Origin of the sequence: Rhizomicrobium electricum, from assembly GCF_011762045.1 — a bacterium.
Lineage (GTDB): Bacteria > Pseudomonadota > Alphaproteobacteria > Micropepsales > Micropepsaceae > Rhizomicrobium > Rhizomicrobium electricum.
On record NZ_JAASQS010000006.1, the window covers coordinates 295,223 to 313,576 of the forward strand.

Annotated in this window: 19 protein-coding genes; 6 read left to right on the forward strand and 13 right to left on the reverse strand. The window is 63.7% G+C overall.

What is annotated here, in order from left to right; genetic code table 11:
- Positions 1–15 precede the first annotated feature (15 nt).
- Both FHS84_RS13835 and FHS84_RS13840 read right to left on the reverse strand, forming a co-directional pair.
- Positions 16–1,347, reverse strand: coding sequence for an ammonium transporter (locus tag FHS84_RS13835; protein WP_166935259.1), 1,332 nt, complete (start codon positions 1,345–1,347; stop codon positions 16–18).
- Positions 1,348–1,391: 44 nt separating this feature from the next.
- Positions 1,392–1,730: a P-II family nitrogen regulator gene (locus tag FHS84_RS13840; RefSeq protein WP_166935261.1), complete on the reverse strand. Its 339-nt coding sequence runs from the start codon at positions 1,728–1,730 to the stop codon at positions 1,392–1,394.
- 215 nt (positions 1,731–1,945) lie between these two features.
- Between FHS84_RS13840 and FHS84_RS13845 the strand changes: the two genes are divergently transcribed.
- A complete protein-coding gene (locus tag FHS84_RS13845; RefSeq protein ID WP_166935263.1) occupies positions 1,946–3,151 on the forward strand; it encodes an FAD-dependent monooxygenase in 1,206 nt (401 codons plus the stop codon).
- 57 nt (positions 3,152–3,208) lie between these two features.
- Here FHS84_RS13845 and FHS84_RS13850 read toward each other — a convergent pair whose 3' ends face one another.
- Positions 3,209–3,604, reverse strand: coding sequence for a hypothetical protein (locus FHS84_RS13850; protein ID WP_166935265.1), 396 nt, complete (start codon positions 3,602–3,604; stop codon positions 3,209–3,211).
- A 135-nt stretch (positions 3,605–3,739) separates the two neighbouring features.
- Between FHS84_RS13850 and FHS84_RS13855 the strand changes: the two genes are divergently transcribed.
- On the forward strand, positions 3,740–4,894 hold the full coding sequence (locus FHS84_RS13855) for an FkbM family methyltransferase (RefSeq protein ID WP_166935267.1): 1,155 nt from the start codon (positions 3,740–3,742) through the stop codon (positions 4,892–4,894).
- Here the strand turns inward: FHS84_RS13855 and zapE are convergent.
- Genes zapE through FHS84_RS13870 form a run of 3 tightly spaced genes read right to left on the reverse strand, consistent with a single transcriptional unit; the run spans position 4,879 to position 7,777 of the window.
- A complete protein-coding gene (zapE, locus tag FHS84_RS13860) occupies positions 4,879–5,901 on the reverse strand; it encodes a cell division protein ZapE (protein ID WP_166935269.1) in 1,023 nt (340 codons plus the stop codon). The genes FHS84_RS13855 and zapE overlap by 16 nt on opposite strands.
- A complete protein-coding gene (locus tag FHS84_RS13865) occupies positions 5,898–6,794 on the reverse strand; it encodes an HpcH/HpaI aldolase/citrate lyase family protein (protein WP_341801828.1) in 897 nt (298 codons plus the stop codon). The genes zapE and FHS84_RS13865 overlap by 4 nt, the downstream gene beginning before the upstream one ends.
- Positions 6,755–7,777 (reverse strand): aspartate-semialdehyde dehydrogenase, encoded by a 1,023-nt coding sequence (locus FHS84_RS13870; protein WP_166935273.1) that lies wholly within the window; start codon positions 7,775–7,777, stop codon positions 6,755–6,757. Before FHS84_RS13870 ends, FHS84_RS13865 begins: the two co-directional genes overlap by 40 nt.
- A 237-nt stretch (positions 7,778–8,014) precedes the next feature.
- Between FHS84_RS13870 and FHS84_RS13875 the strand changes: the two genes are divergently transcribed.
- Positions 8,015–8,596: a hypothetical protein gene (locus tag FHS84_RS13875; RefSeq protein WP_166935275.1), complete on the forward strand. Its 582-nt coding sequence runs from the start codon at positions 8,015–8,017 to the stop codon at positions 8,594–8,596.
- Positions 8,597–8,728: 132 nt separating this feature from the next.
- Here FHS84_RS13875 and FHS84_RS13880 read toward each other — a convergent pair whose 3' ends face one another.
- The 4 genes from FHS84_RS13880 to FHS84_RS13895 form a co-directional block, all read right to left on the reverse strand.
- Positions 8,729–9,757 (reverse strand): OmpA family protein, encoded by a 1,029-nt coding sequence (locus FHS84_RS13880; RefSeq protein ID WP_166935277.1) that lies wholly within the window; start codon positions 9,755–9,757, stop codon positions 8,729–8,731.
- Positions 9,758–9,987: 230 nt separating this feature from the next.
- Positions 9,988–11,037 carry an OmpA family protein gene (locus tag FHS84_RS13885; RefSeq protein WP_166935279.1) on the reverse strand — a complete coding sequence of 350 codons (1,050 nt, stop codon included), beginning with the start codon at positions 11,035–11,037 and terminating at the stop codon, positions 9,988–9,990.
- Between the two features lie 162 nt (positions 11,038–11,199).
- Positions 11,200–11,847, reverse strand: coding sequence for a class I SAM-dependent methyltransferase (locus tag FHS84_RS13890; RefSeq protein ID WP_166935281.1), 648 nt, complete (start codon positions 11,845–11,847; stop codon positions 11,200–11,202).
- Positions 11,831–13,045, reverse strand: a complete 1,215-nt coding sequence (locus FHS84_RS13895; protein ID WP_166935283.1) for a BtaA family protein — start codon at positions 13,043–13,045, stop codon at positions 11,831–11,833. Before FHS84_RS13895 ends, FHS84_RS13890 begins: the two co-directional genes overlap by 17 nt.
- 122 nt (positions 13,046–13,167) lie before the next feature.
- Here FHS84_RS13895 and FHS84_RS13900 point away from each other — a divergent pair, with 122 nt between their 5' ends.
- Positions 13,168–14,034 (forward strand): acyl-CoA thioesterase, encoded by an 867-nt coding sequence (locus FHS84_RS13900; RefSeq protein ID WP_166935285.1) that lies wholly within the window; start codon positions 13,168–13,170, stop codon positions 14,032–14,034.
- Here FHS84_RS13900 and FHS84_RS13905 read toward each other — a convergent pair whose 3' ends face one another.
- Positions 14,035–14,553, reverse strand: a complete 519-nt coding sequence (locus FHS84_RS13905; protein ID WP_166935287.1) for a TadE/TadG family type IV pilus assembly protein — start codon at positions 14,551–14,553, stop codon at positions 14,035–14,037.
- Complete coding sequence (locus tag FHS84_RS13910) at positions 14,547–15,134, reverse strand: TadE/TadG family type IV pilus assembly protein (RefSeq protein ID WP_166935289.1); 588 nt, start codon at positions 15,132–15,134, stop codon at positions 14,547–14,549. The genes FHS84_RS13905 and FHS84_RS13910 overlap by 7 nt, the downstream gene beginning before the upstream one ends.
- A 257-nt stretch (positions 15,135–15,391) precedes the next feature.
- Here FHS84_RS13910 and FHS84_RS13915 point away from each other — a divergent pair, with 257 nt between their 5' ends.
- Positions 15,392–16,756: a pilus assembly protein TadG-related protein gene (locus tag FHS84_RS13915; RefSeq protein ID WP_166935291.1), complete on the forward strand. Its 1,365-nt coding sequence runs from the start codon at positions 15,392–15,394 to the stop codon at positions 16,754–16,756.
- Between the two features lie 87 nt (positions 16,757–16,843).
- Here the strand turns inward: FHS84_RS13915 and FHS84_RS13920 are convergent, their stop codons facing one another.
- Complete coding sequence (locus tag FHS84_RS13920; RefSeq protein ID WP_166935293.1) at positions 16,844–17,314, reverse strand: pilus assembly protein N-terminal domain-containing protein; 471 nt, start codon at positions 17,312–17,314, stop codon at positions 16,844–16,846.
- A 213-nt stretch (positions 17,315–17,527) separates the two neighbouring features.
- Between FHS84_RS13920 and FHS84_RS13925 the strand changes: the two genes are divergently transcribed.
- Positions 17,528–18,181, forward strand: a complete 654-nt coding sequence (locus FHS84_RS13925) for a methyltransferase family protein (RefSeq protein WP_166935295.1) — start codon at positions 17,528–17,530, stop codon at positions 18,179–18,181.
- Positions 18,182–18,354 lie beyond the last annotated feature (173 nt).

The window sequence follows — 18,354 nt, forward strand, 5'->3', positions numbered from 1 at the left end:
CTGGAGGAGAAGGTATCAGCCGTGGACCGTTTCGCCGTGGAGGTTGATGTCGAGACCTTCGACTTCCACTTCCGGCGACACGCGCAGGCCGATCACGAGATCGATCAGCTTCAGGATGATGAAGGTGACGATGCCCGAGTAGAGGAACACCGCCAGGATATCGAGACCCTGGATACCGAGCTGGGCGACGTTGCCGTCGTAGAGCCAGCCCTTGCCGAGCGAGTTGATCGCGTTCTTGGCGAACACGCCGGTCAGGATGGCACCCAGCGCACCGCCGACGCCATGCACGCCCCACGCGTCCAGCGCATCGTCGTAGCCGATCCACTTCTTCACCCACACCGACGAGGTGTAGCAGACGACACCGGCGATCAGGCCGATGAAGAAGGCGCCGGTGGCATCGACGAAACCGGAGGCCGGGGTGATGGCGACGAGGCCGGCGACTGCGCCCGAGATAAGGCCGAGGACCGACGGCTTCTTGGCGATCAGCCATTCGACGAACGACCAGGAAAGCGCCGCGCTGGCGGTCGCGATCTGGGTGGCGGCCGCGGCCATGCCGGCGTTGACGTTCGAGGTCACCGCCGAACCGGCGTTGAAACCGAACCAGCCGACCCACAGCAGCGAGGCGCCGATGACCGACAGCACGAGATTGTGCGGCGCCATGTTCTCGGTGCCGTAGCCCTTGCGCTTGCCGAGCACGAGACAGGTGACGAGTGCCGCGGTACCGGCGTTCAGATGCACCACCGAACCGCCGGCATAGTCGAGCGCGCCTTTGACGCCGAGCCAGCCGCCGCCCCAGACCCAGTGCGCCACCGGGCTATAGACGAACAGCAGCCACAGACCCATGAACCACAGGAAGGCGGAATACTTCATGCGGTCGGCCAGCGCGCCGGCGATCAGCGCGGGCGTGATGATGGCGAAGGTCATCTGGAAGAACATGTAGACCGATTCCGGAATCGTCCCGGCCAGGGCGTTCTGCGAATTCAGCGTCATGCCCTTGAGGAACAGATTGTCGAAGCCGCCGATCACCTGGTTGAGGTTGGCGTCCGGATTGGTCGTGAAGGCGATGGAATAGCCGATGATGTACCACAACACCGTGACGAGGCAGGTGGCGCCGAAGCTTTGCGCCATGGTCGCCAGGACGTTCTTGCGCCGGACCATGCCGCCGTAGAACAGGGCGAGACCCGGAATCGTCATCAACAGAACCAGCGCACTCGAGGTGAGCATCCAGGCGGTGTCGCCGGTGTCGATCTTCGGTCCCGCGGCGAACGCGGCGCCCGACATGGCAACCAGGGCTGCCAGTCCCGCAAGCGCACCATGCGCCAGCTTCTTCATGTTCGATCCTTTCATAACTATCGTCCCCTAATTGGATCCCAAGGATGTGCGACCCGCCCCTAGAGGGCGTCGCCGTCGGTTTCGCCGGTGCGGATGCGCACGACCTGCTCGAGCGGCGTGACGAAAATCTTGCCGTCGCCGATCTGGCCCGTCTTGGCTTTGCTGGTGATGGCGTCGAGCACGGCCGAGGCCATCTCGGCCTTCACCGCGACTTCGATTTTCAGCTTGGGCAGGAAGCTGACGGCGTACTCGGCGCCGCGATAGATCTCCGTGTGCCCCTTCTGACGCCCATACCCCTTCACTTCGGTGACGGTCATCCCTTGCACACCCAGGGCCGAGAGCTGTTCGCGCACCTCGTCCAGTTTGAAGGGCTTGATGATCGCCATGATCAGTTTCATCGCTCAGTCCCGCTGTTAGCCTCGTTCTCCTTTCATCAAGAACTGTGCCGCGTGGGTGCGCAGAGCTAAGTCGCTGAATATGAATGATAAAATTCTTCGCGACAGGAAGTTGCCGCGGGATTTCGGGCGGTATATGCCTATTTTGTGACCTGCGACAAGATGCTGCCTAATAATTAGGCATTGACGGGCCATGCGGCGGCGTGAGATGCGAAGACATGGACGCAGATGTGATCATCGGCGGTGGTGGCTTCGTCGGCCTCAGCCTGGCGTTGGCCCTGGCGCGCAAAGGCCTGTCGGTCACGGTGGCCGATCCGGTGACCCCCTCGGCAGCCGCGGATGCGGCGTTCGACGGCCGGGTTTCCGCTTTGTCTTACGCCAGCTTGCGGATGTTCGAGCGGCTCGGCGTGGGGGCAGACCTTGCGTCCGAGGCGCAGCCGATCGAGCAGATTCTGGTCACCGATGCGACCTTGGACCGCCCGCCGTCGCCGTTCTCGCTGCATTTCGACGGCGAGGAAATCGGCGGACCCTTGGGCGCCATTGCCGAGAATCGCGCCATTCGCCGCGCGCTCTATGCCGCCGTCGCCCGCCAGCCCATCCGCCTGATCGCACCGGCCGCGGTGACTGGGTGCAGTGTCGAGGGCGCAGGCGTCCGGGCGCGGCTGTCGGACGGCACCGAGCTTTCGGCCGCGCTGCTGGTCGCCGCCGACGGGCGGGAGTCCCGCTTGCGCGAGGAGATGGGCATCGGCACCGTCGGCTGGTCCTATGGCCAGAACGGCATCGTGGCGACCGTCACCCATGAAAAACCGCACCTGGGGACGGCCTACGAACATTTCCTGCCCTCCGGTCCGTTCGCAATCCTGCCGCTCACCGGCAACCGCTCCTCGCTGGTCTGGACCGAGAAGACGGCCGATGCCGCGAGCCTGATGCGGCTCGAACCCGCCGAATTCCTCGCCGAGATTGCGCGCCGCTTCGGCGATCATCTCGGGGCCGTCGCCCACGAAGGACCGCGCTGGAGCTATCCGTTGCGCTTCCATCTGGCGCGCGAATACGTGCGGCCTCGCTTTGCGCTGGCCGGCGATGCCGCGCACGGCATTCATCCGATCGCCGGGCAGGGGCTCAATCTCGGTCTGCGCGATGTCGCGGCGCTGGCCGATGTCATCGCGGACGCCGCCGAACTCGGCCGCGATATCGGAACCCTCGATGTGCTGAAGACCTACGAACGCTGGCGCCGGTTCGATTCGTTTGCCATGGGCCTCACCATGGATGCGTTCAATCGCCTGTTCTCCAACGACATCGCGCCGCTGCGTCTGGCGCGCGATCTCGGCATGGGGATGGTCGATAGAATCGCACCGTTGCGCCGCTATTTCATGCGCGAAGCCGGCGGCGATGTCGGCAAACTGCCGAGCCTGATGCAGGCATAGAGCGCTTTCAGGAAAAGTGGGAACCGGTTTTCCGTCCGAAAGCGCGACAAACCTAAATCAGTTCAAGCGGCCATCGCGTTTGCGCGCCGCCAGCGCGGCCGGCAGGTCGCGATAGAAGCCGCGGGCGATATCGCCGATCTTTTCCATCCGCATGCGCTCGGCTTCGTCCCGCGTCGCATACCAGATACCTTCGAAGGAATAGCGCGTCACCGGCGTGCCGGTGCGGGCATCGGTGTCTTTGATTTCGACGATCTCTTCCACCTGTTCGCCGGCCACTTCCAAGGTATGGCGGACATGGGCGCTCGAATCGCGCCGGTCCTGCCACTGGCGGACGATGCGGTCGCGGTTTTCGGCGTCGAACTGTTTCAGGGCAGCCGTGATCCGCGGCCACATCCAATAAAGCGCAATGCCCGCCAGCGCGATCATGAGGACGGAAGTGAGATTCCAAAGCATTGCGGTACCGCAGTCGGACGTGGCTCCAGCCAATATAGGTATCGTCCTGCGGTTCAAGAAGCCTGCGCTGGAATATCTCCCTCCGGTTATGGCGCTGTCGTGGTAACAATGTTGCCGAACAGGGAGATTCTGCACATGAACGATCGGCAGGTTTCGGCAATCGCAGCCTTGCTGGCGGAAGGCCGCGACGGGGCCTTGCAGCGGGAGCGGACGGCTTACGCCGCAATTGCCGGCGAATTCGGCGACCGCATGGTGTTGTACGCCGCCGGTGCGCTAGGGCGGCGGACCCTGAAAGGTTTGCGTAAAGTCGGCATCGAGCCGCTCGCCTTCTGCGACAACGCCAAAGCGATCCAGGGCACGATGCGGGACGGCCTCGAAGTGCTGTCGCCGGAAGAAGCGGCGCGCCGGTACGGCGACAATGCCGTCTTCGTCATCACCGTGTGGCGGTCGACCCCGGACGACCGGTTTCAGGATCGCATCCGCCGGCTTCAGGCACTCGGCTGCAAGGTGGTGACCAGTTTCGGGCCGCTTTTCTGGCGGTTTCCGGAATTGTTTCTGCCGTTCTTTCCCGCCGATCTGCCCCATCGCGTGCACGAGCAGGCCGAGGCGGTTTTGGCGGCCGGCGACATCTGGGCGGACGAGCGTTCGCGCGTCGAATACCTCGCACAGCTGCGCTGGCGCCTGACGATGGATTTCGACATGAGCGATCCGGCGCCGGAGCCGATCTATTTTCCCGAAGACATCTACAGGCTGACGCCGGACGAGACGTTCGTCGATTGCGGCGCCTATGACGGCGATACGCTCAAGGACTTCCTCGCCCGCACTGGCGGCGCGTATGCCAAGATCTTCGCCTACGAGCCCGACCCGGCGAACTTCGCCGCCCTCTGCGCCTATGCGGCGACAACGCCGCGGCCGGAACGCATTCATGCCGAGGCCTGCTGCGTCGGCGCCCGTAACGGCCTGGTGGCGTTTTCGGCGTTGGGCAACGACAATTCGGTGACCGGGGTGGGTGAGGGAACCATGCCCTGCATTGCGCTCGACGAAGCGCTGCGGGACGAAGCGCCGACGCTGATCAAGATGGACATCGAAGGCTACGAGCTGGAAGCGCTGGAAGGCTTGCGGACCACCATTGCGCGGCATCGGCCGAAACTGGCGATCTCGGCCTACCACATCCAGGACCATCTGTGGAAAATTCCGCTGCTGATCCGCTCGCTGTATCCGGGCTACCGGCTCTATCTGCGGGCCCACTTGCGCGATTTCTACGATCTCGTCTGCTACGCCGTTCCGTAAGCGTCGCTGCGCATTTCGAGAAGACGGGAGGCGGTGCGGGCAAAGCCTTCGGCCTCCGACAGCCGGTCCGGTTCGGCGGCGGCCGAACAGTAAAGGCGCACCTTGCGGTCGTAGAGAACGTCGATCAAGGTCGTGAACCGGCGCGCCGCATCGCGATTGCGGGCATCGAAGCGCGGAATGCCGTCGATGACCAGCACCCGATAGGCCTCGGCCAATGCGAGATAGTCCGCCGCTCCCAGCGGGCGTTCGCAAAGCTCGGCAAAGGAAAACCGCGCCGCACCGTTCACCGCCCGCGGGACTGCAAGGCGCCGGCCGAGCACGGTCAGGCTCGCCGCATGGGCGCGGTCGCCGCCCAGACTGGTCCAGGCTTCGTCCATGGCTGCCGCAGCGCCGGGGCCGGTCTGATAGGCGTCGCCCGCAAACGCACGGCGATGATCGCTGCCGGCAAGATGCACCACGTCGAGCCGCGTTTTCAGGATCGCGATGAAGGGCAGGAAAAGCTGCCGGTTGAGGCCGTGCTGATAAAGCCGGTCGGGCGGCGTGTTGGAGGTGGCGACGATCACCGTTCCCCGCGCCAAGAGATGCTCGAACAGGCGGCCGAGGATCATCGCATCGGCGACGTCTTCCACCTGAAACTCGTCGAAGCACAAAAGCCGCTGTTCGAGACGTTTGGCAGCCTCGGGTAAGGGATCGCGGATATGTTCGAGCTTGCGCAAGCCGTGCAGCAACGCATGCGCTTCGGCCATGAAGTCGTTGAAATGCACCCGCCGCTTGGGCGCCACCTCGGCGCTGGCGAAAAACAAATCCATCAGCATCGACTTGCCGCGGCCGACATCGCCCCACAGATAGACGCCGCGCGGCGGCGCATTGCGGCGGAAAAAGCCCGGCCGCCATTCGGCCAGATCGAACGCCAGCCGGTCGAGCCTTTCGGCGGCGGCTTCCTGGCGCGGATCGGGCGCGATCGTGCCGTCGGCCGCCAGAGCGCGATACCGGGTGATGACGCTCATAGGCCGGCGATCGCCTCGCTGAGGGCAACGGTGCGGCGGGCGGTTTCGGCGTGCAGGCGTTCAACCATGCGCCCATCGACCAGAAGCGCGCCTTTGCCCTTGTTCTCCGGCGCATCGAACGCGGCGATGATATGGCGCGCGGCCTCCACCTCATCGGGGCTGGGGCCGAAGGCGTCGTTGGCCGGACCGATCTGGCTCGGATGGATCACCGTCTTGCCGTCGAAACCGAAACTGCGCCCTTGCGCGCATTGGCCCGCGAAGCCGTCCGCATCGGCGATGTCGTTATAGACGCCGTCGATGATCGCAAGTCCGTGACAGCGCGCGGCCAGCACCACGAAGGTCAGGGCGGCGGCGATATTGGTCCGATCCGGCGTATGGCGCCCGCCCATCTCCTTGACGAGATCGTTGGTGCCCATCACCAGGCAGGAAAGCCGTCCGCCGGCTTCGGTGATGCCGTTGATATCCATGATGGCGCGCGGGGTTTCGATCATCGCCCACAGCGCAAGCCCGCCGGCATCGGCGGCATGGCAGAGGCGCTGATCGGCGCGATGGATGTCGCGCGCCGAGCCGACTTTCGGAATCAGGATCGCATCGGGGCGCGCGGCGGCCACGGCCAAGAGATCACGGTCGCCCCACACGCTGTCGAGCGGATTGATGCGGACGATCACTTCGCGCTTGCCGAACCCGCCGCGCACCGCGGCGCAGACGGAATCGCGCGCCGCATCCTTGGCTTCCGGGGCCACCGCGTCCTCGAGATCGAGGATCAGCGCATCGGCCGGCAACGTCTTCGCCTTCTCCAAAGCACGTGCATTGGAGCCCGGCATGTACAAGACGCTTCGCCGTGGCCGGATCATCAATCCTCCGCGCTGACCAGCCCGCGATTGAGCAGGCATTCGGCTATCTGCACGGCATTGAGCGCCGCGCCTTTGCGCAGATTATCCGAAACCACCCACAGTGACAGCCCGTGTTCGACGGTCGGGTCCTTGCGGATGCGGCTGATGTAGGTGGCGTCTTCGCCGGCACATTCGATCGGGGTGACGTAGCCGCCATCTTCGTGCTTGTCGACCACCAGACAGCCGGGCGCCTCGCGCAGGATGGCGCGGGCCCGCGCCGCGGTGATCGGCTTTTCGAATTCGACGTTGACGCTTTCCGAATGGCCGATGAACACCGGCACGCGCACGCAAGTCGCGGTCAGCTGGATGTCGGGATCGAGGATCTTCTGCACCTCGACCATCATCTTCCATTCTTCCTTGGTGTAGCCGGAATCGAGGAACGTATCGATGTGGGGAATGACGTTGAAGGCGATCTGCTTGGTGAAGTTTTCGACTTCGATCGGATCGGCGACGAACACCGCGCGAGTCTGGCGGAAAAGTTCGTCCATCGCGTCCTTGCCGGCGCCCGAGACCGATTGATAGGTCGACACCACCACGCGTTTGATGGTGGCTTCGTCATGCAGCGGCTTCAGCGCCACCACAAGCTGGGCGGTCGAGCAGTTCGGATTGGCGATGATGCCTTTCTTGACGCCCTCGTCGAGCACGCCCGCATTCACTTCCGGCACGATCAGCGGCACATCGCGGTCCATGCGCCAGGTCGACGAATTGTCGATGACGAACGGCACGTCCTTGGCGATTTTTGGTGCCCATTCCTTGGAGATCGCCCCGCCCGCGCTCATCAGGACGATGTCGGTGCCCTTGAAATCGTAATGTTCGAGCGCATGCACCTTGAGCACGCCGTCGCCGAACGAGACCTCGACCCCAATCGAGCGGTTCGAAGCCAGCGCGACCACGTCGGCGGGGAACTGGCGCTCCTTGAGCACGCTCAGCATCTCGCGTCCGACGTTTCCGGTGGCGCCGACGACGGCGACTTTGATGGTCATGGGCTAGGTCCTCGTTTTGCAGATGCTTACTAGAGCGCTTTCAGGAAAAGTGGAAACCGGTTTTCCGGCCTTTCCAGCGTTAAGCACCGGATCCCGGCGATGTTGCCGGCGGCTCCGTAGTCTGCAAACTTTGTCCCGAGATAACGCCGCGGTGACTTTTCGCGGACTGCGACTTGGAGGAATGGTCTCCGCGCGCTGGGGAATGCTAGGCTTGGCTGCTGGACAAAAGAGGTTTCCATGAAGATCCGGGTTTTGGGGGTTGCGGGCGTTTGCGCCCTGGCATTGTGCGTGGCCGCTGGGGCGGCGCCGCGGAAAGCGCGGGTGATGACGGGAAAATGCGCCAGTCCGACCGAAATGAGCGCCCAGTACACCACGGCCATCCAACAGGAGTTGATGGACGCGGCGCTGACCTGCGGCGACACCGCCCGCGTGAACTACAACGCCTTCCAGACCCGTTACGGGCCGGAACTTCGGGTTTCCGACCAGCTCATGTTGAGAATGTTCGCCCGCGTGATGGGCGCCCGCCAGGGCGACAAGGCCTACAATCTGTTCAAGACCGAGCTGGCGGCCAAAGCCGAGCTCCGGCGCACCCACGATCACGATACCTTCTGCCAGGGTGCCACCCTGCTGGCCGGCGCGGCGCTGGGCCCGGCCGAGCTGAATCTGGCCGATTTCGTTGCCGACGTTCCGCCGGCGGCGCTGGTCGGCGGCGTGTCGGGCTGCGCCCTGCCCGCGAGCGCGATTCCGAACATTATTCCCAAGCCCAATCCGTTGCGTACGGTGGCGTCGCCGGTCGCGACTGCCGCAGCCAACCCGTAAGGGCTTCGTTTTCCTGAAAAAGAGCGCCGGATCGTGATGGGTCCGGCGCTTTTTTTGTGCCCCCAAGGTCCGGGCAAACGAAAAGGGCGGACCTTGCGGCCCGCCCTCTCGATTCTCAGTCGTCCGGATCGATTACTTGCCGAGATCGATCACAGCGCGACGGTTCTGCGGCTCACGCACGCCCGGTCCGGTCGGGACCAGAAGGTCGTGGAAGCCCTTGCCGTCGATGGCGATGCCGTCGGCACCGAGACCCTGACGGACCATTTCGTCCTTCACGGTGGCGGCGCGGTCGAGCGACAGCTTCATGTTGTACTTGTCGGAGCCGACGGTGTCGGTGTGGCCGACGACCTGCACCTTCACGAAGCCGTTGGTCTTGGCCGTCTTGACCGCTTCGCTCACGACCGCCTGGGCGGCGTCGGTCAGGTTCGACTTATTGAAGTCGAAGAAGACGATGAACGTCTTGACCGGCGGAGGCGGCGGAGGCGGCGGCGGAGGCGGCGGCGGCGGAGGCGGCGGCGGAGGCGGCGGAGGCGGAGGCGGCGGCGACAGGAAGAACCGCAACGTCAGCATGAAGTTATGCGAGTCGATCCGGTCGAGACCGCTGAAATTGTCGACCTTCGGGCTTTCGACGGCGACATAGCGATAGTCGAACTGCAGGTCGACGGAGTCGGACAGCTTGTAGGTCAGGCCGGCAATGCCTTGCCAGGTAAAGCCGTCGCCACTCTCGCTGTAACCGGGCGTATGGATCTTCAGCCACGAATAGCCGAGACCGCCGCCGACGTTGAACGACCAGCGCTCGCCCAGCGGAACGTCATAAAGTGCGTTGCCCATCAGGCTGTACTGGCGCATTCCGCCTTTGATGGTCGCGCACTGGGTGCTGAGGCAACCCTTGTCGAAAGACGGATCGGTGTAGCCGAACTCGCCTTCCAGACGCCAATGGCTGGTCCAGGCATAGCCGACGGTGGCGATGCCGCGGAAGGCCGGCTCGAAGCTCGCACTAAGGTTCGAACCGCCGAGATAGCGGGCGGTGTCGACTTTCAGATCCTGCTGCAGGTTCAGTCCGGCGCCGAGGCCGATATACCAGCCGGTGTCGGCGGCGAGCGCGGAACTCGACAACGCGAACATTGCGGCGCCTGCCAGCGCCAGATGACGAAACCTCATGAGGTCCCCCTTTTGTTGACCACGGTCGAAAAGGCCCCACGAGACGTCTCCCGCGAGCGCTGTCAACCTGACGGAGAGAATGCCCCGGTTACGCGGAGCAATTCCAGAGCTACGGCCCGCCTTATAGCCGATTTCAGGTGAGCCGTGCCAACAATGTGACAACCAAAAAAGCCAGGGGCGGTAATTTTCCGCCCCTGTGTTACTTCAGTGCACATTGTTCTTAGACGAGACTACTGGCCCAAGTCGATGACCGCACGGCGGTTTTGGGGTTCACGCACCCCCGGTCCGGTGGGCACCAGCGGGTCGTGGAAGCCACGGCCTTCGACCCCGATGGCGCTGCCGTCGAGTCCTTCGCGAACCATTTCGTCCTTCACCGACTGGGCGCGCTGTTCGGACAATTTCTGGTTGTACTGATCGGAACCGACGGTGTCGGTATGGCCGGTCACCTTCACCCGTACGAAGCCGTTGCTCTTGGCCGTCTTGACCGCTTCCGAAACCACCGACTGGGCAGCCTCGGTCAGGTTCGATTTGTTGAAGTCGAAGAAGACGATGAACGTCTTGACCGGTGGCGGCGGCGGCGGGGCCGGCGGCGGAGGCGGCGGCGGGGGTGGTGGTGCCGGAGGCGGCGGTGGCGGCGGGGGCGGCGACATGAAGAAGCGCAGATTGAACATCACCGCCTGGTCGTGGGTGTCCTCGTAGCTCGCCAGACAGCCGGGACTGCAGGTGAACTGGTCTTTGCCGAAGAACTGGCGGTAGCGCCAATCGACACCGATATCGATGTTGTCGCTGACGGCATAAGTCAGGCCGACGATGCCTTGGGCGCCGAAATGGGCTTCGTTGTTGGCGAGATAACGCGCGCCGGCATAGTCCGCGGCCACGCTGACGATCCCGACGCCGATGCCGCCGCCGAAAGTCAGGGACCATTTCGGTGCCAGCGGATAGTCGTAGGTCGCGTTCATGAAATAGGTCTTGGGCTCGCTATGGCCGCCGCTATCGGCAAGGCCGCCGACATGCAGGTCGTGATGGGACCAGCCGAATTCGTTCTCGAGGCGGAAATGGTTCCAGCGATAGCCGATGGTGCCGACCACCAGGGCGGAATCGTCGGACTCGAGCGGATAGACCGCCGAACCGAGCGGGCTCGTGGCCGCGACATTGATGCGGGCAAACTTGGTCCAGCCGGCGCCCAATCCCACATACCAGCCGTCATTGGCGGCAGCGGCGGGCAGGCATACGGCAGCCAAAGCCGTGGTGGCCAACAGGGTGATAATCGTGCGTTTCATGAAGCTCCCTCGCGAAAAGGCCGCGAAGGCGGCCCGTGTCGGGTGCTGGTACGCGCGGAGGCGCGGATTGTTCGCGCCGCGATCGTTGCAAACATTCGGAATCATCAACACCGGCCTGCATTTGGACGGGGCTGTGATCGAAACGCCACGATGCTGCGGCAGCTACACCGAAAGCGTGCCGGTGCTGAGCAGGAACGCATACCGTCCGGGCAAAAGACGGAGCGCGGCGCCGGGCTCGTGTTCCAAGCGGGCGAGGAGTTCCTCGCGCGGCGCGACGTGAAACAAGTGGAGCCAGCCCATCATCATGGCGCGGGCCAAACCGCCCAGTCCGGTCAGGTCGCCGAAATCCACGATATGGATGTGGCCGCCCGCCGCGAGATTGTGCGAGGCCGCGTTGATCGCCCCCCGCCAGTCCGGGATCATCGACAGGCTGTAGGAAAACAGGCAGGCCTCGAACGGCTCGGTTTCGCCGAACATCGCCGGGCTGAGATTCTCGGCATAGCCGTGCGCCAGCGTAATGCGATCGCTAAGGCCGGCGCGGGCGACGGTCTGCGCGGCGCTTTTCAACATCTCGTGGCTGGCGTCGAGGCCGTAGAGGCGCGCCTCGGGATACCGCCGCGCGATTTTGACGAGGTTGCGCGCGGTGCCGCAGCCGATCTCGACCAGCCGGTCGCCCGGCTTGAGATTGAGTTCGCGGATCATCCGGTCGCGGCCGAACAGATAGTATTTGCGCGTGATGTCGTAGATGTAGCGCTGATGGCGGTAGATCCGGTCCATCAATGCGCTGTGATCGTCAACCCTTCCGGACATAGACGTGGAATCCGCCGTAAATGGAGGAGCGATCCTTGGTGTGGAACGCCTTGCTTTCCGCTTCGAGATACTGCCAGGGGTCCAAAAGACCCGGCTTGAGCTTGGTCGGCAGCGGGCTGTCGGCGCCGGCGGTCCGGAATATGACGCGCGCATCCTTCGGATCGGCGGTGCGGTCGATCTCGGCCCATAGCGACGAGCACTGCGCCGGGCTCATCCAGTCCTGGCTGTCGAGCAGAACGAAGCGGTGCAGCGATCCGGCATTCCTGCCTTTGAGAAAATCGGTCAGCATGGCGTGATGGACTTCGACGCGATCGGCCCGCGCTTTGATGACGTCGTAGGTCTCGGCGCGCAGGTAGGCGGGCACCGCCTTGCGATGGACCGTGTCGTAGCCGCGGCCGAAGGCCTGCCAGGCGAAATAGTTCTCGCTGATCGGAAAATCGCAGGCCAGCCGTTCGACCCGTTCGCGCAGAGTCGCCATGACGTTGCCGTGCGGCCCGATCAGTTCGTCGTACTGCGCCGGCGGAATGCCGAGGGCATAGAGCGAGACCGGGCTTTTCGAAATCAGGCGGATCGATTTGTTGTCGAACAGCGGCGCGATCAGCCGGTCGAAGGCGGCGCGCTGTTCTTCCGGCGTCTTGGCCTCGAGCATGCCTTCGAGCCGCTTGCCGTTCAGTTTGGCGACCACATGCAGGATGCCGATGAAGCGGCCGAGCAGACCGTAGCGATAGAGATTGCGGGCGAACATATTGACGCGCCTGTGGCCAAGCGCGTTGCGCTTTTCCCAGTGGTGGCGCGTCACCGGATCGAGCCGGTCGGCGATATAGGTGTCGTAGGCGGCGCGGTTGGCCGTGTCGTTGGCTTCGCCGAAGAAACGGAAGAACGTCTCGTAGTCGGGCAGGTTCGCGAGCGCCGCCAGCTTCAGCCGCGTCAGGGCGACGTGGTTGGGGTTGAGGTCGACCGCAATGATGCGGCCGGGATCGGCGGCGAGGTAGTTCAGGACATTGCAGCCGCCCGAAGCGATGGTGAGCAGGCTGTGGTGGGGCTTAAGATCGAGAGCCGCCAGATCGACGTCCGGGTCCTCCCAGATCTGATTATAGACAAAGCCCTGAAACATAAGGGTGAAAAGGCGCTCCAGCGCGCCTCTTTTGGTGATGGCGGGCCGCTGGTGGGCGGCGCGTTCGAGTAATTCGTTGGCCATGTTCTTCTTTGACGGTCAGCCCCCGACCCTTTTCCGGCCGGTTACCTATATGGAAGAGGCGCTGGGAGCAACCGGATCGGCGGGAGCTTGCGTCCTGTTCCCGCACCCGTTTAGCTTGTCGTATGACCGCACCTATAAAAGAGGTTCTCGACCTCCTCAATCTCGAGAAGATCGAGGAAAACATTTTTCGCGGTGTCAGTCCGAAGGACCGTGTCCAGCGCGTGTTCGGGGGCCAGGTGCTCGGCCAGGCTTTGATGGCGGCGAATCGGACGGTCGAAGACCGGCTGTGCCATTCCCTGCATGCCTATTTTTTGCGCGCCGGCGATCCCAGGGTTCCGATTCTCTATGAAGTCGACCGCTCGCGCGACGGCGCCAGCTTTACCTCGCGGCGGGTGGTGGCGATTCAGCACGGCCGCCCGATCTTTACGCTGGAAGCGTCGTTCCAGAAGGACGAGCCCGGCTACGAACACGCCTTCGAACGCCCCGACGTTCCCGATCCGGAAAGCCTGCAAGGCGACGACGCGCTGCGCGCCGCGATCGCCGACGAGGTTCCCGAGGAATTCCGCGCCTGGGCGCTGAAGCCGCGCGCGATCGAGACGCGGCCGGTGAACCCGCGGCCCTATTTCAAGCCCGACAAGCGCCCGCCTCAGGAAATGGCCTGGATCCGCACCTCGGGACCGTTGCCCGACGATCCGGCGCTGCATCGCTCGGTGGCGGCGTTCGCCTCGGACATGTCGATCATCGGCACGGCGCTCTTGCCGCACGGTATCGGCTGGTACGACGAGCGGGTGCAGCTCGCCAGCCTCGATCATGCCATGTGGTTCCATCGTCCGTTCCGGATCGACGATTGGCTTCTGTTCGTGCAGGACAGTCCGTCGTCGTTCGGCGCCCGCGGCTTCAATCGCGGCCTGCTGTTCGCGCGCGACGGTGCGCTGGTGGCGTCGGTTGCCCAGGAAGGCCTGATGCGGCCGGTGCGTCCGCGCGATTAATCAGGTGTGCGTGACTTTGATGCTGCGCCGCGGCTTCGCGTAGAAGCTGTTGGTGAGATTGACGTTGCCGACGAAGTAGGAGATCGCGGGCGAGAAGCTGTAGGTGATCTCGGCATAGATCACGCTCGAACTCGCGGGCAGGATTCCGGCCGGAATGGTCGCCGGCGGGCTGGTCCGCTTGCCGGTATTCTGGGCTTCGCTCCAATCGACCGTCACTTTGCCGGTGGCATCGGACACCAGACTGGTGACCACGATCTTGGCGTTGGACGAGGCGTAGGGAATGAGGACGGCATTGGCGGCGAGGAAGACGTTGCCGGCATCGCTGGTCGACAGCGTGGTCTCCTGCGACACCAGATCGGCGACCGTCGAGACCGCGCGCTGAACCCGCGCATTGCAGTCCACCGCGCTCGACAGTTCGACGGCGCCGTAGAACATGATGATCATCACCGGCGCGATCAGCGCGAACTCGACCGCGGCAAGGCCGCTGCGGTTCTCGAGGAAGGGGGCCCGCTTCAGCATCCCGCCACCGACGTATTGTAAGGTTCGTTGCGGAACGCCGCCGCGGCGGAGAGCAGATGATGGTCGTTCGACATATTGGTGAGGAACGGCGTCAACAGCGGCGTGGCGACGCTCCAGGTGTAGAAGGCGCGCACCACCACCACGCTGCACACCGTTCCCGGCGACCAGTTCTTGAGGGTCGGATCGAGCCCGCCGCTGGCGGTGATCGGATTGGTGATGTTGAGGGCGCTGAAACTGGTGTAGCTCTGCACGTCGATCTGCAGATTGGCGTCGCAGGCGAGCAGCGGGGCGATGCTGTTACAGACGATGGTGCGGAACTGCGCCTGGTTGGTGCCGTTCTGGGCGACTTGTCCTGTGCGGATCTGGCGCGCGGCGTCGTTGACCGCGTTCTGCAGCACGAAATTGCCGAGATACATGATCCCGGTCTCCATCGTTCCCATCAGGAACACGAAGAAGACGGGCGCCACGAAGGCGAACTCGATCGCCGCCGATCCCGAGCGGGCGCGCGGCGCGGCGCGGCGGGCGGCCTGTTTCAGGCGCCTTGTCACGCGAATGCGCATCTTCATCATGAATCGCGACACCGGCTTCCCCCGAGTCCGCCTGAGGACGAAAGTGCAGCATTAAACGCGCGCGTGGCGTGTATTCGAAGCGATTTCGGCTCGGATGCTGAACCGGCGGTTAACGCCGAGTGCATCGCTTTCGCGGCAAATCCCGTGCGCGCAAGAACCGTTTTTTTAACGACTCCAAGCCATCCTGATCGCGCGTTCAACCGGGGACTGCTGTGCTGCGTAACTTCTCTGCGCGGGTGCGTCGTTTCCTGGCTGCACGCAGGGGAAACGTGGCGGTCCTCTATGCCCTTATTCTGGTGCCGATCACGCTGGCCTCGAGCGGCGCGATCGATTACGCCCGCGCGGTGATGGTCCGCACCGCCATGACATCGGCGCTGGATTCGGCGGCGCTGGCGGTGGCCCAATCCAAAGGCCTCACCGATGCCCAGATGCAGAGTCTGGCGCAGCAATACTTCGACGCCAATTATCATCAGAACGCCGATTGCGTGCGTCCGACGGTGTCGATCACCAAGTCGGGCCAGAACATTCTGGTGTCGACGAACTGCGCCATGCCGACGACGATCCTGCAATTGATCGGCGTATCGACTCTGTCGGTGAACAGTTCTTCGACCGTCACCTACGGCCAGACCAAATTGTGGGTGTCGCTGGTGCTCGACAACACCGGGTCGATGAGCGATACCGACAAGACCGGCCTGTCGAAGATGACGGCGTTGAAGAACGCCTCCTATTCGCTGCTGACGATGTTGCAGAATGCCGGCACCAGTCCCGGCGATGTCCAGGTCGCCATCATTCCGTTCACCAACGACGTCAACATCGGCAAGTCAAACACGACCTGGATCGATTGGACCTATTGGGACAACAAGATCGGCAGCTGCAATATCTCCGGCAAGACCGACGCCGCGAGCTGCAAGGTCAACGGCACCTGGACTCCCAATTGGTGGGGAAGCGGCGGCAGCTGCAACATTCCGGGCTATAACACCCAGACGTCCTGCCAGAAGGCCGTCGGCACCTGGACCATCACGTCGCATTCGAACTGGAACGGCTGCGTCACCGATCGCGGCAATATGAGCGGCCCGGATGCGACCCATAATTACGACGTGATGAATTCCGCACCGGTGACCGGACAAGCCTCCAGCCTGTTCCCGACCGATCTGCCCAGCGGCTGTCCGCAGACTCTGATGGGGCTGAACTACAACTGGACCAACCTGAATAACAAGATCAAGGCCATGACGGCGAATGGGTCGACCAATCAGGCCATTGGTCTGGTATGGGGCTGGCATGCGCTGACGCAAGGGGCGCCGCTCAGTCCGCCGGCGCTGCCCGACCAGACCCAGCGCGTCATCATCATCCTGTCGGACGGCTTCAACACCAAGGACCGCTGGTGGGGTGACGGCATCGCGCATTCGTCCGAGGCCGACGCCCGCATGGCCCTGGTCTGCGCCAATGCCAAGGCCGACGGCATCGTGATCTATGCCGTCTTCGTCGACATCAATGGCGCCCAGGGCAATTCGACGGTGCTGCAGAACTGCGCCACCGACATCAGCAAGTATTACGACCTCACCAGCGCTAGCGATATCCAGACGGCGTTCAACGATATCGGTCAGCAGATCACCAATCTGCGCGTCAGCCGGTAAGGCGCCGGCGCAAAGCGATCCGGGCAGCCGTCGGGATTGCCGGCCTCGCCGGGTGCGCCGCCTTTTGCGATGATGGAGAAGGTCGCCTTACTGCGCGCCGCCGCCCGCGGCGCGGCCGATAAGGCTCTGGTATTTGCTGATCTGCTCGGTGCCGGCGTCGAACGCTTCCTTAGCGTCGCCCGGCTGAGGCGAGGGCTGGCAGCGATTGCCGGCGCAGGCGTAGGTCATCTGCTCCTTGCCGCGCTGCAGCGTCACGGTGGCGCCGGCGCCGCTCTTGCCGGCGACGACGATCTGCTGATTGGCGATCGGATGGCCGGCGGAATCGAGCGCCACGATGTTGGTGGTGCCGAAGGCCTTGCCCTGCACGAAGGCATGACGGCTGTCGATGATCATCACGTCGGCGATCACCGGATTGCCGACATACAGCGTCGCTACCGGCTTGGCGAACGATACGACACGCACTTCATCGAGCGGCACGCTCATTCCATTGCCGGCTTGGGCGGGCGTGAAACCCAGCGAAGCGGCAGTCAGAACGGCGGCGAGAACGATGTGGCGCATGGTGGAACCCCCAGCGATTTCCGGGCGGCACCCTATCGTGTCCGCCGTAAATTCCGGTTTAAGGGTTGGTGGTTCGCGCGGATTTGGCGAGTGCGCCACGATTTGCTGCGGGCATGATGAACGCACGGTAAACCGGAACGCTGTAAACCGCAGCGTTTACCGGATATTGACGACACCATTCCATCGTGCGGCGGCATTGAGCGGGACGCCGGCATGGAGGGTTCGGACAAATTGCGTGCGGCTCCCGCTGCGATCTCGCGGCAGGCGGCCATTCTCGATCTTTGCGAACGCGGTTTCGTGCTGATCCTGTTCCTGCGCTTCGCCTGGGCGATGTTGTCCGGCCAGGTCCGCACCGCGCATCTGCTCGATATTCTTCTGGTCGTCTCCGAAGCCATCCCGATCGTCCTCATCATGCTCAGGGCCCGCTCGGAAACGCTGTCGCGGCGTCCGACCGACTGGTTGCTCGGCCTTCTCGGCAGCGCGCTGCCGCCGATGGTGCGCCCGGTGGTCGTCGTGCCATTGGCCCCGGCTTCGGTCTGCTTCGTCATCATGGTGACGGGAACGTTCCTGCAGCTGGCGGCGAAAATCGTGCTGGGACGGCGGTTCGGCGTCGTCGCCGCCAACCGCGGCGTGGTCACCTTGGGCCCGTACCGCTTCATCCGCCACCCGATGTACCTCGGCTACACCATCACCCACATCGGCTTCCTGCTCAGCATGCCGTCGCTGACGACGCTGCTGCTCTATATGGCGACGCTCACGGTGCAGATCATGCGCATCCTGCGCGAGGAAACCGTGCTGATGCGCGACGAAGCCTACCGGGACTTCGCCGGACGGGTGCATTACCGCCTGCTGCCGGGCGTGTTCTGATCGCACCGGGTTGCGTCGCGCTGCGGCTACCGCAATGCTTGTCTTTTTTGAGGCCGCTCCGCTCGGCGCGAAGTTCCAAAGAGCCGAAGTTTTGCGGCTCTGGTAAACAGAACGAAAATATTAAGGAAGACGCGCCTGCTGCGATGCCGTTTTTCGTACCATCGCGGCACAAA

Excerpts from the sequence above, each read along its gene's own strand:
- FHS84_RS13880 (WP_166935277.1), bottom strand. The coding sequence starts at position 9,757 with ATGAGGTTTCGTCATCTGGCGCTGGCAGGCGCCGCAATGTTCGCGTTG.
- FHS84_RS13890 (WP_166935281.1), bottom strand. The coding sequence starts at position 11,847 with ATGTCCGGAAGGGTTGACGATCACAGCGCATTGATGGACCGGATCTAC.
- FHS84_RS13875 (WP_166935275.1), top strand. The coding sequence starts at position 8,015 with ATGAAGATCCGGGTTTTGGGGGTTGCGGGCGTTTGCGCCCTGGCATTG.
- FHS84_RS13845 (WP_166935263.1), top strand. The coding sequence starts at position 1,946 with ATGGACGCAGATGTGATCATCGGCGGTGGTGGCTTCGTCGGCCTCAGC.
- FHS84_RS13925 (WP_166935295.1), top strand. The coding sequence starts at position 17,528 with ATGGAGGGTTCGGACAAATTGCGTGCGGCTCCCGCTGCGATCTCGCGG.
- FHS84_RS13895 (WP_166935283.1), bottom strand. The coding sequence starts at position 13,045 with ATGGCCAACGAATTACTCGAACGCGCCGCCCACCAGCGGCCCGCCATC.
- zapE (WP_166935269.1), bottom strand. The coding sequence starts at position 5,901 with ATGAGCGTCATCACCCGGTATCGCGCTCTGGCGGCCGACGGCACGATC.
- FHS84_RS13835 (WP_166935259.1), bottom strand. The coding sequence starts at position 1,347 with ATGAAAGGATCGAACATGAAGAAGCTGGCGCATGGTGCGCTTGCGGGA.
- FHS84_RS13885 (WP_166935279.1), bottom strand. The coding sequence starts at position 11,037 with ATGAAACGCACGATTATCACCCTGTTGGCCACCACGGCTTTGGCTGCC.
- FHS84_RS13920 (WP_166935293.1), bottom strand. The coding sequence starts at position 17,314 with ATGCGCCACATCGTTCTCGCCGCCGTTCTGACTGCCGCTTCGCTGGGT.
- FHS84_RS13870 (WP_166935273.1), bottom strand. The coding sequence starts at position 7,777 with ATGACCATCAAAGTCGCCGTCGTCGGCGCCACCGGAAACGTCGGACGC.
- FHS84_RS13905 (WP_166935287.1), bottom strand. The coding sequence starts at position 14,553 with ATGCTGAAGCGGGCCCCCTTCCTCGAGAACCGCAGCGGCCTTGCCGCG.
- FHS84_RS13840 (WP_166935261.1), bottom strand. The coding sequence starts at position 1,730 with ATGAAACTGATCATGGCGATCATCAAGCCCTTCAAACTGGACGAGGTG.
- FHS84_RS13855 (WP_166935267.1), top strand. The coding sequence starts at position 3,740 with ATGAACGATCGGCAGGTTTCGGCAATCGCAGCCTTGCTGGCGGAAGGC.
- FHS84_RS13900 (WP_166935285.1), top strand. The coding sequence starts at position 13,168 with ATGACCGCACCTATAAAAGAGGTTCTCGACCTCCTCAATCTCGAGAAG.
- FHS84_RS13865 (WP_341801828.1), bottom strand. The coding sequence starts at position 6,794 with ATGCCTGCTCAATCGCGGGCTGGTCAGCGCGGAGGATTGATGATCCGG.
- FHS84_RS13850 (WP_166935265.1), bottom strand. The coding sequence starts at position 3,604 with ATGCTTTGGAATCTCACTTCCGTCCTCATGATCGCGCTGGCGGGCATT.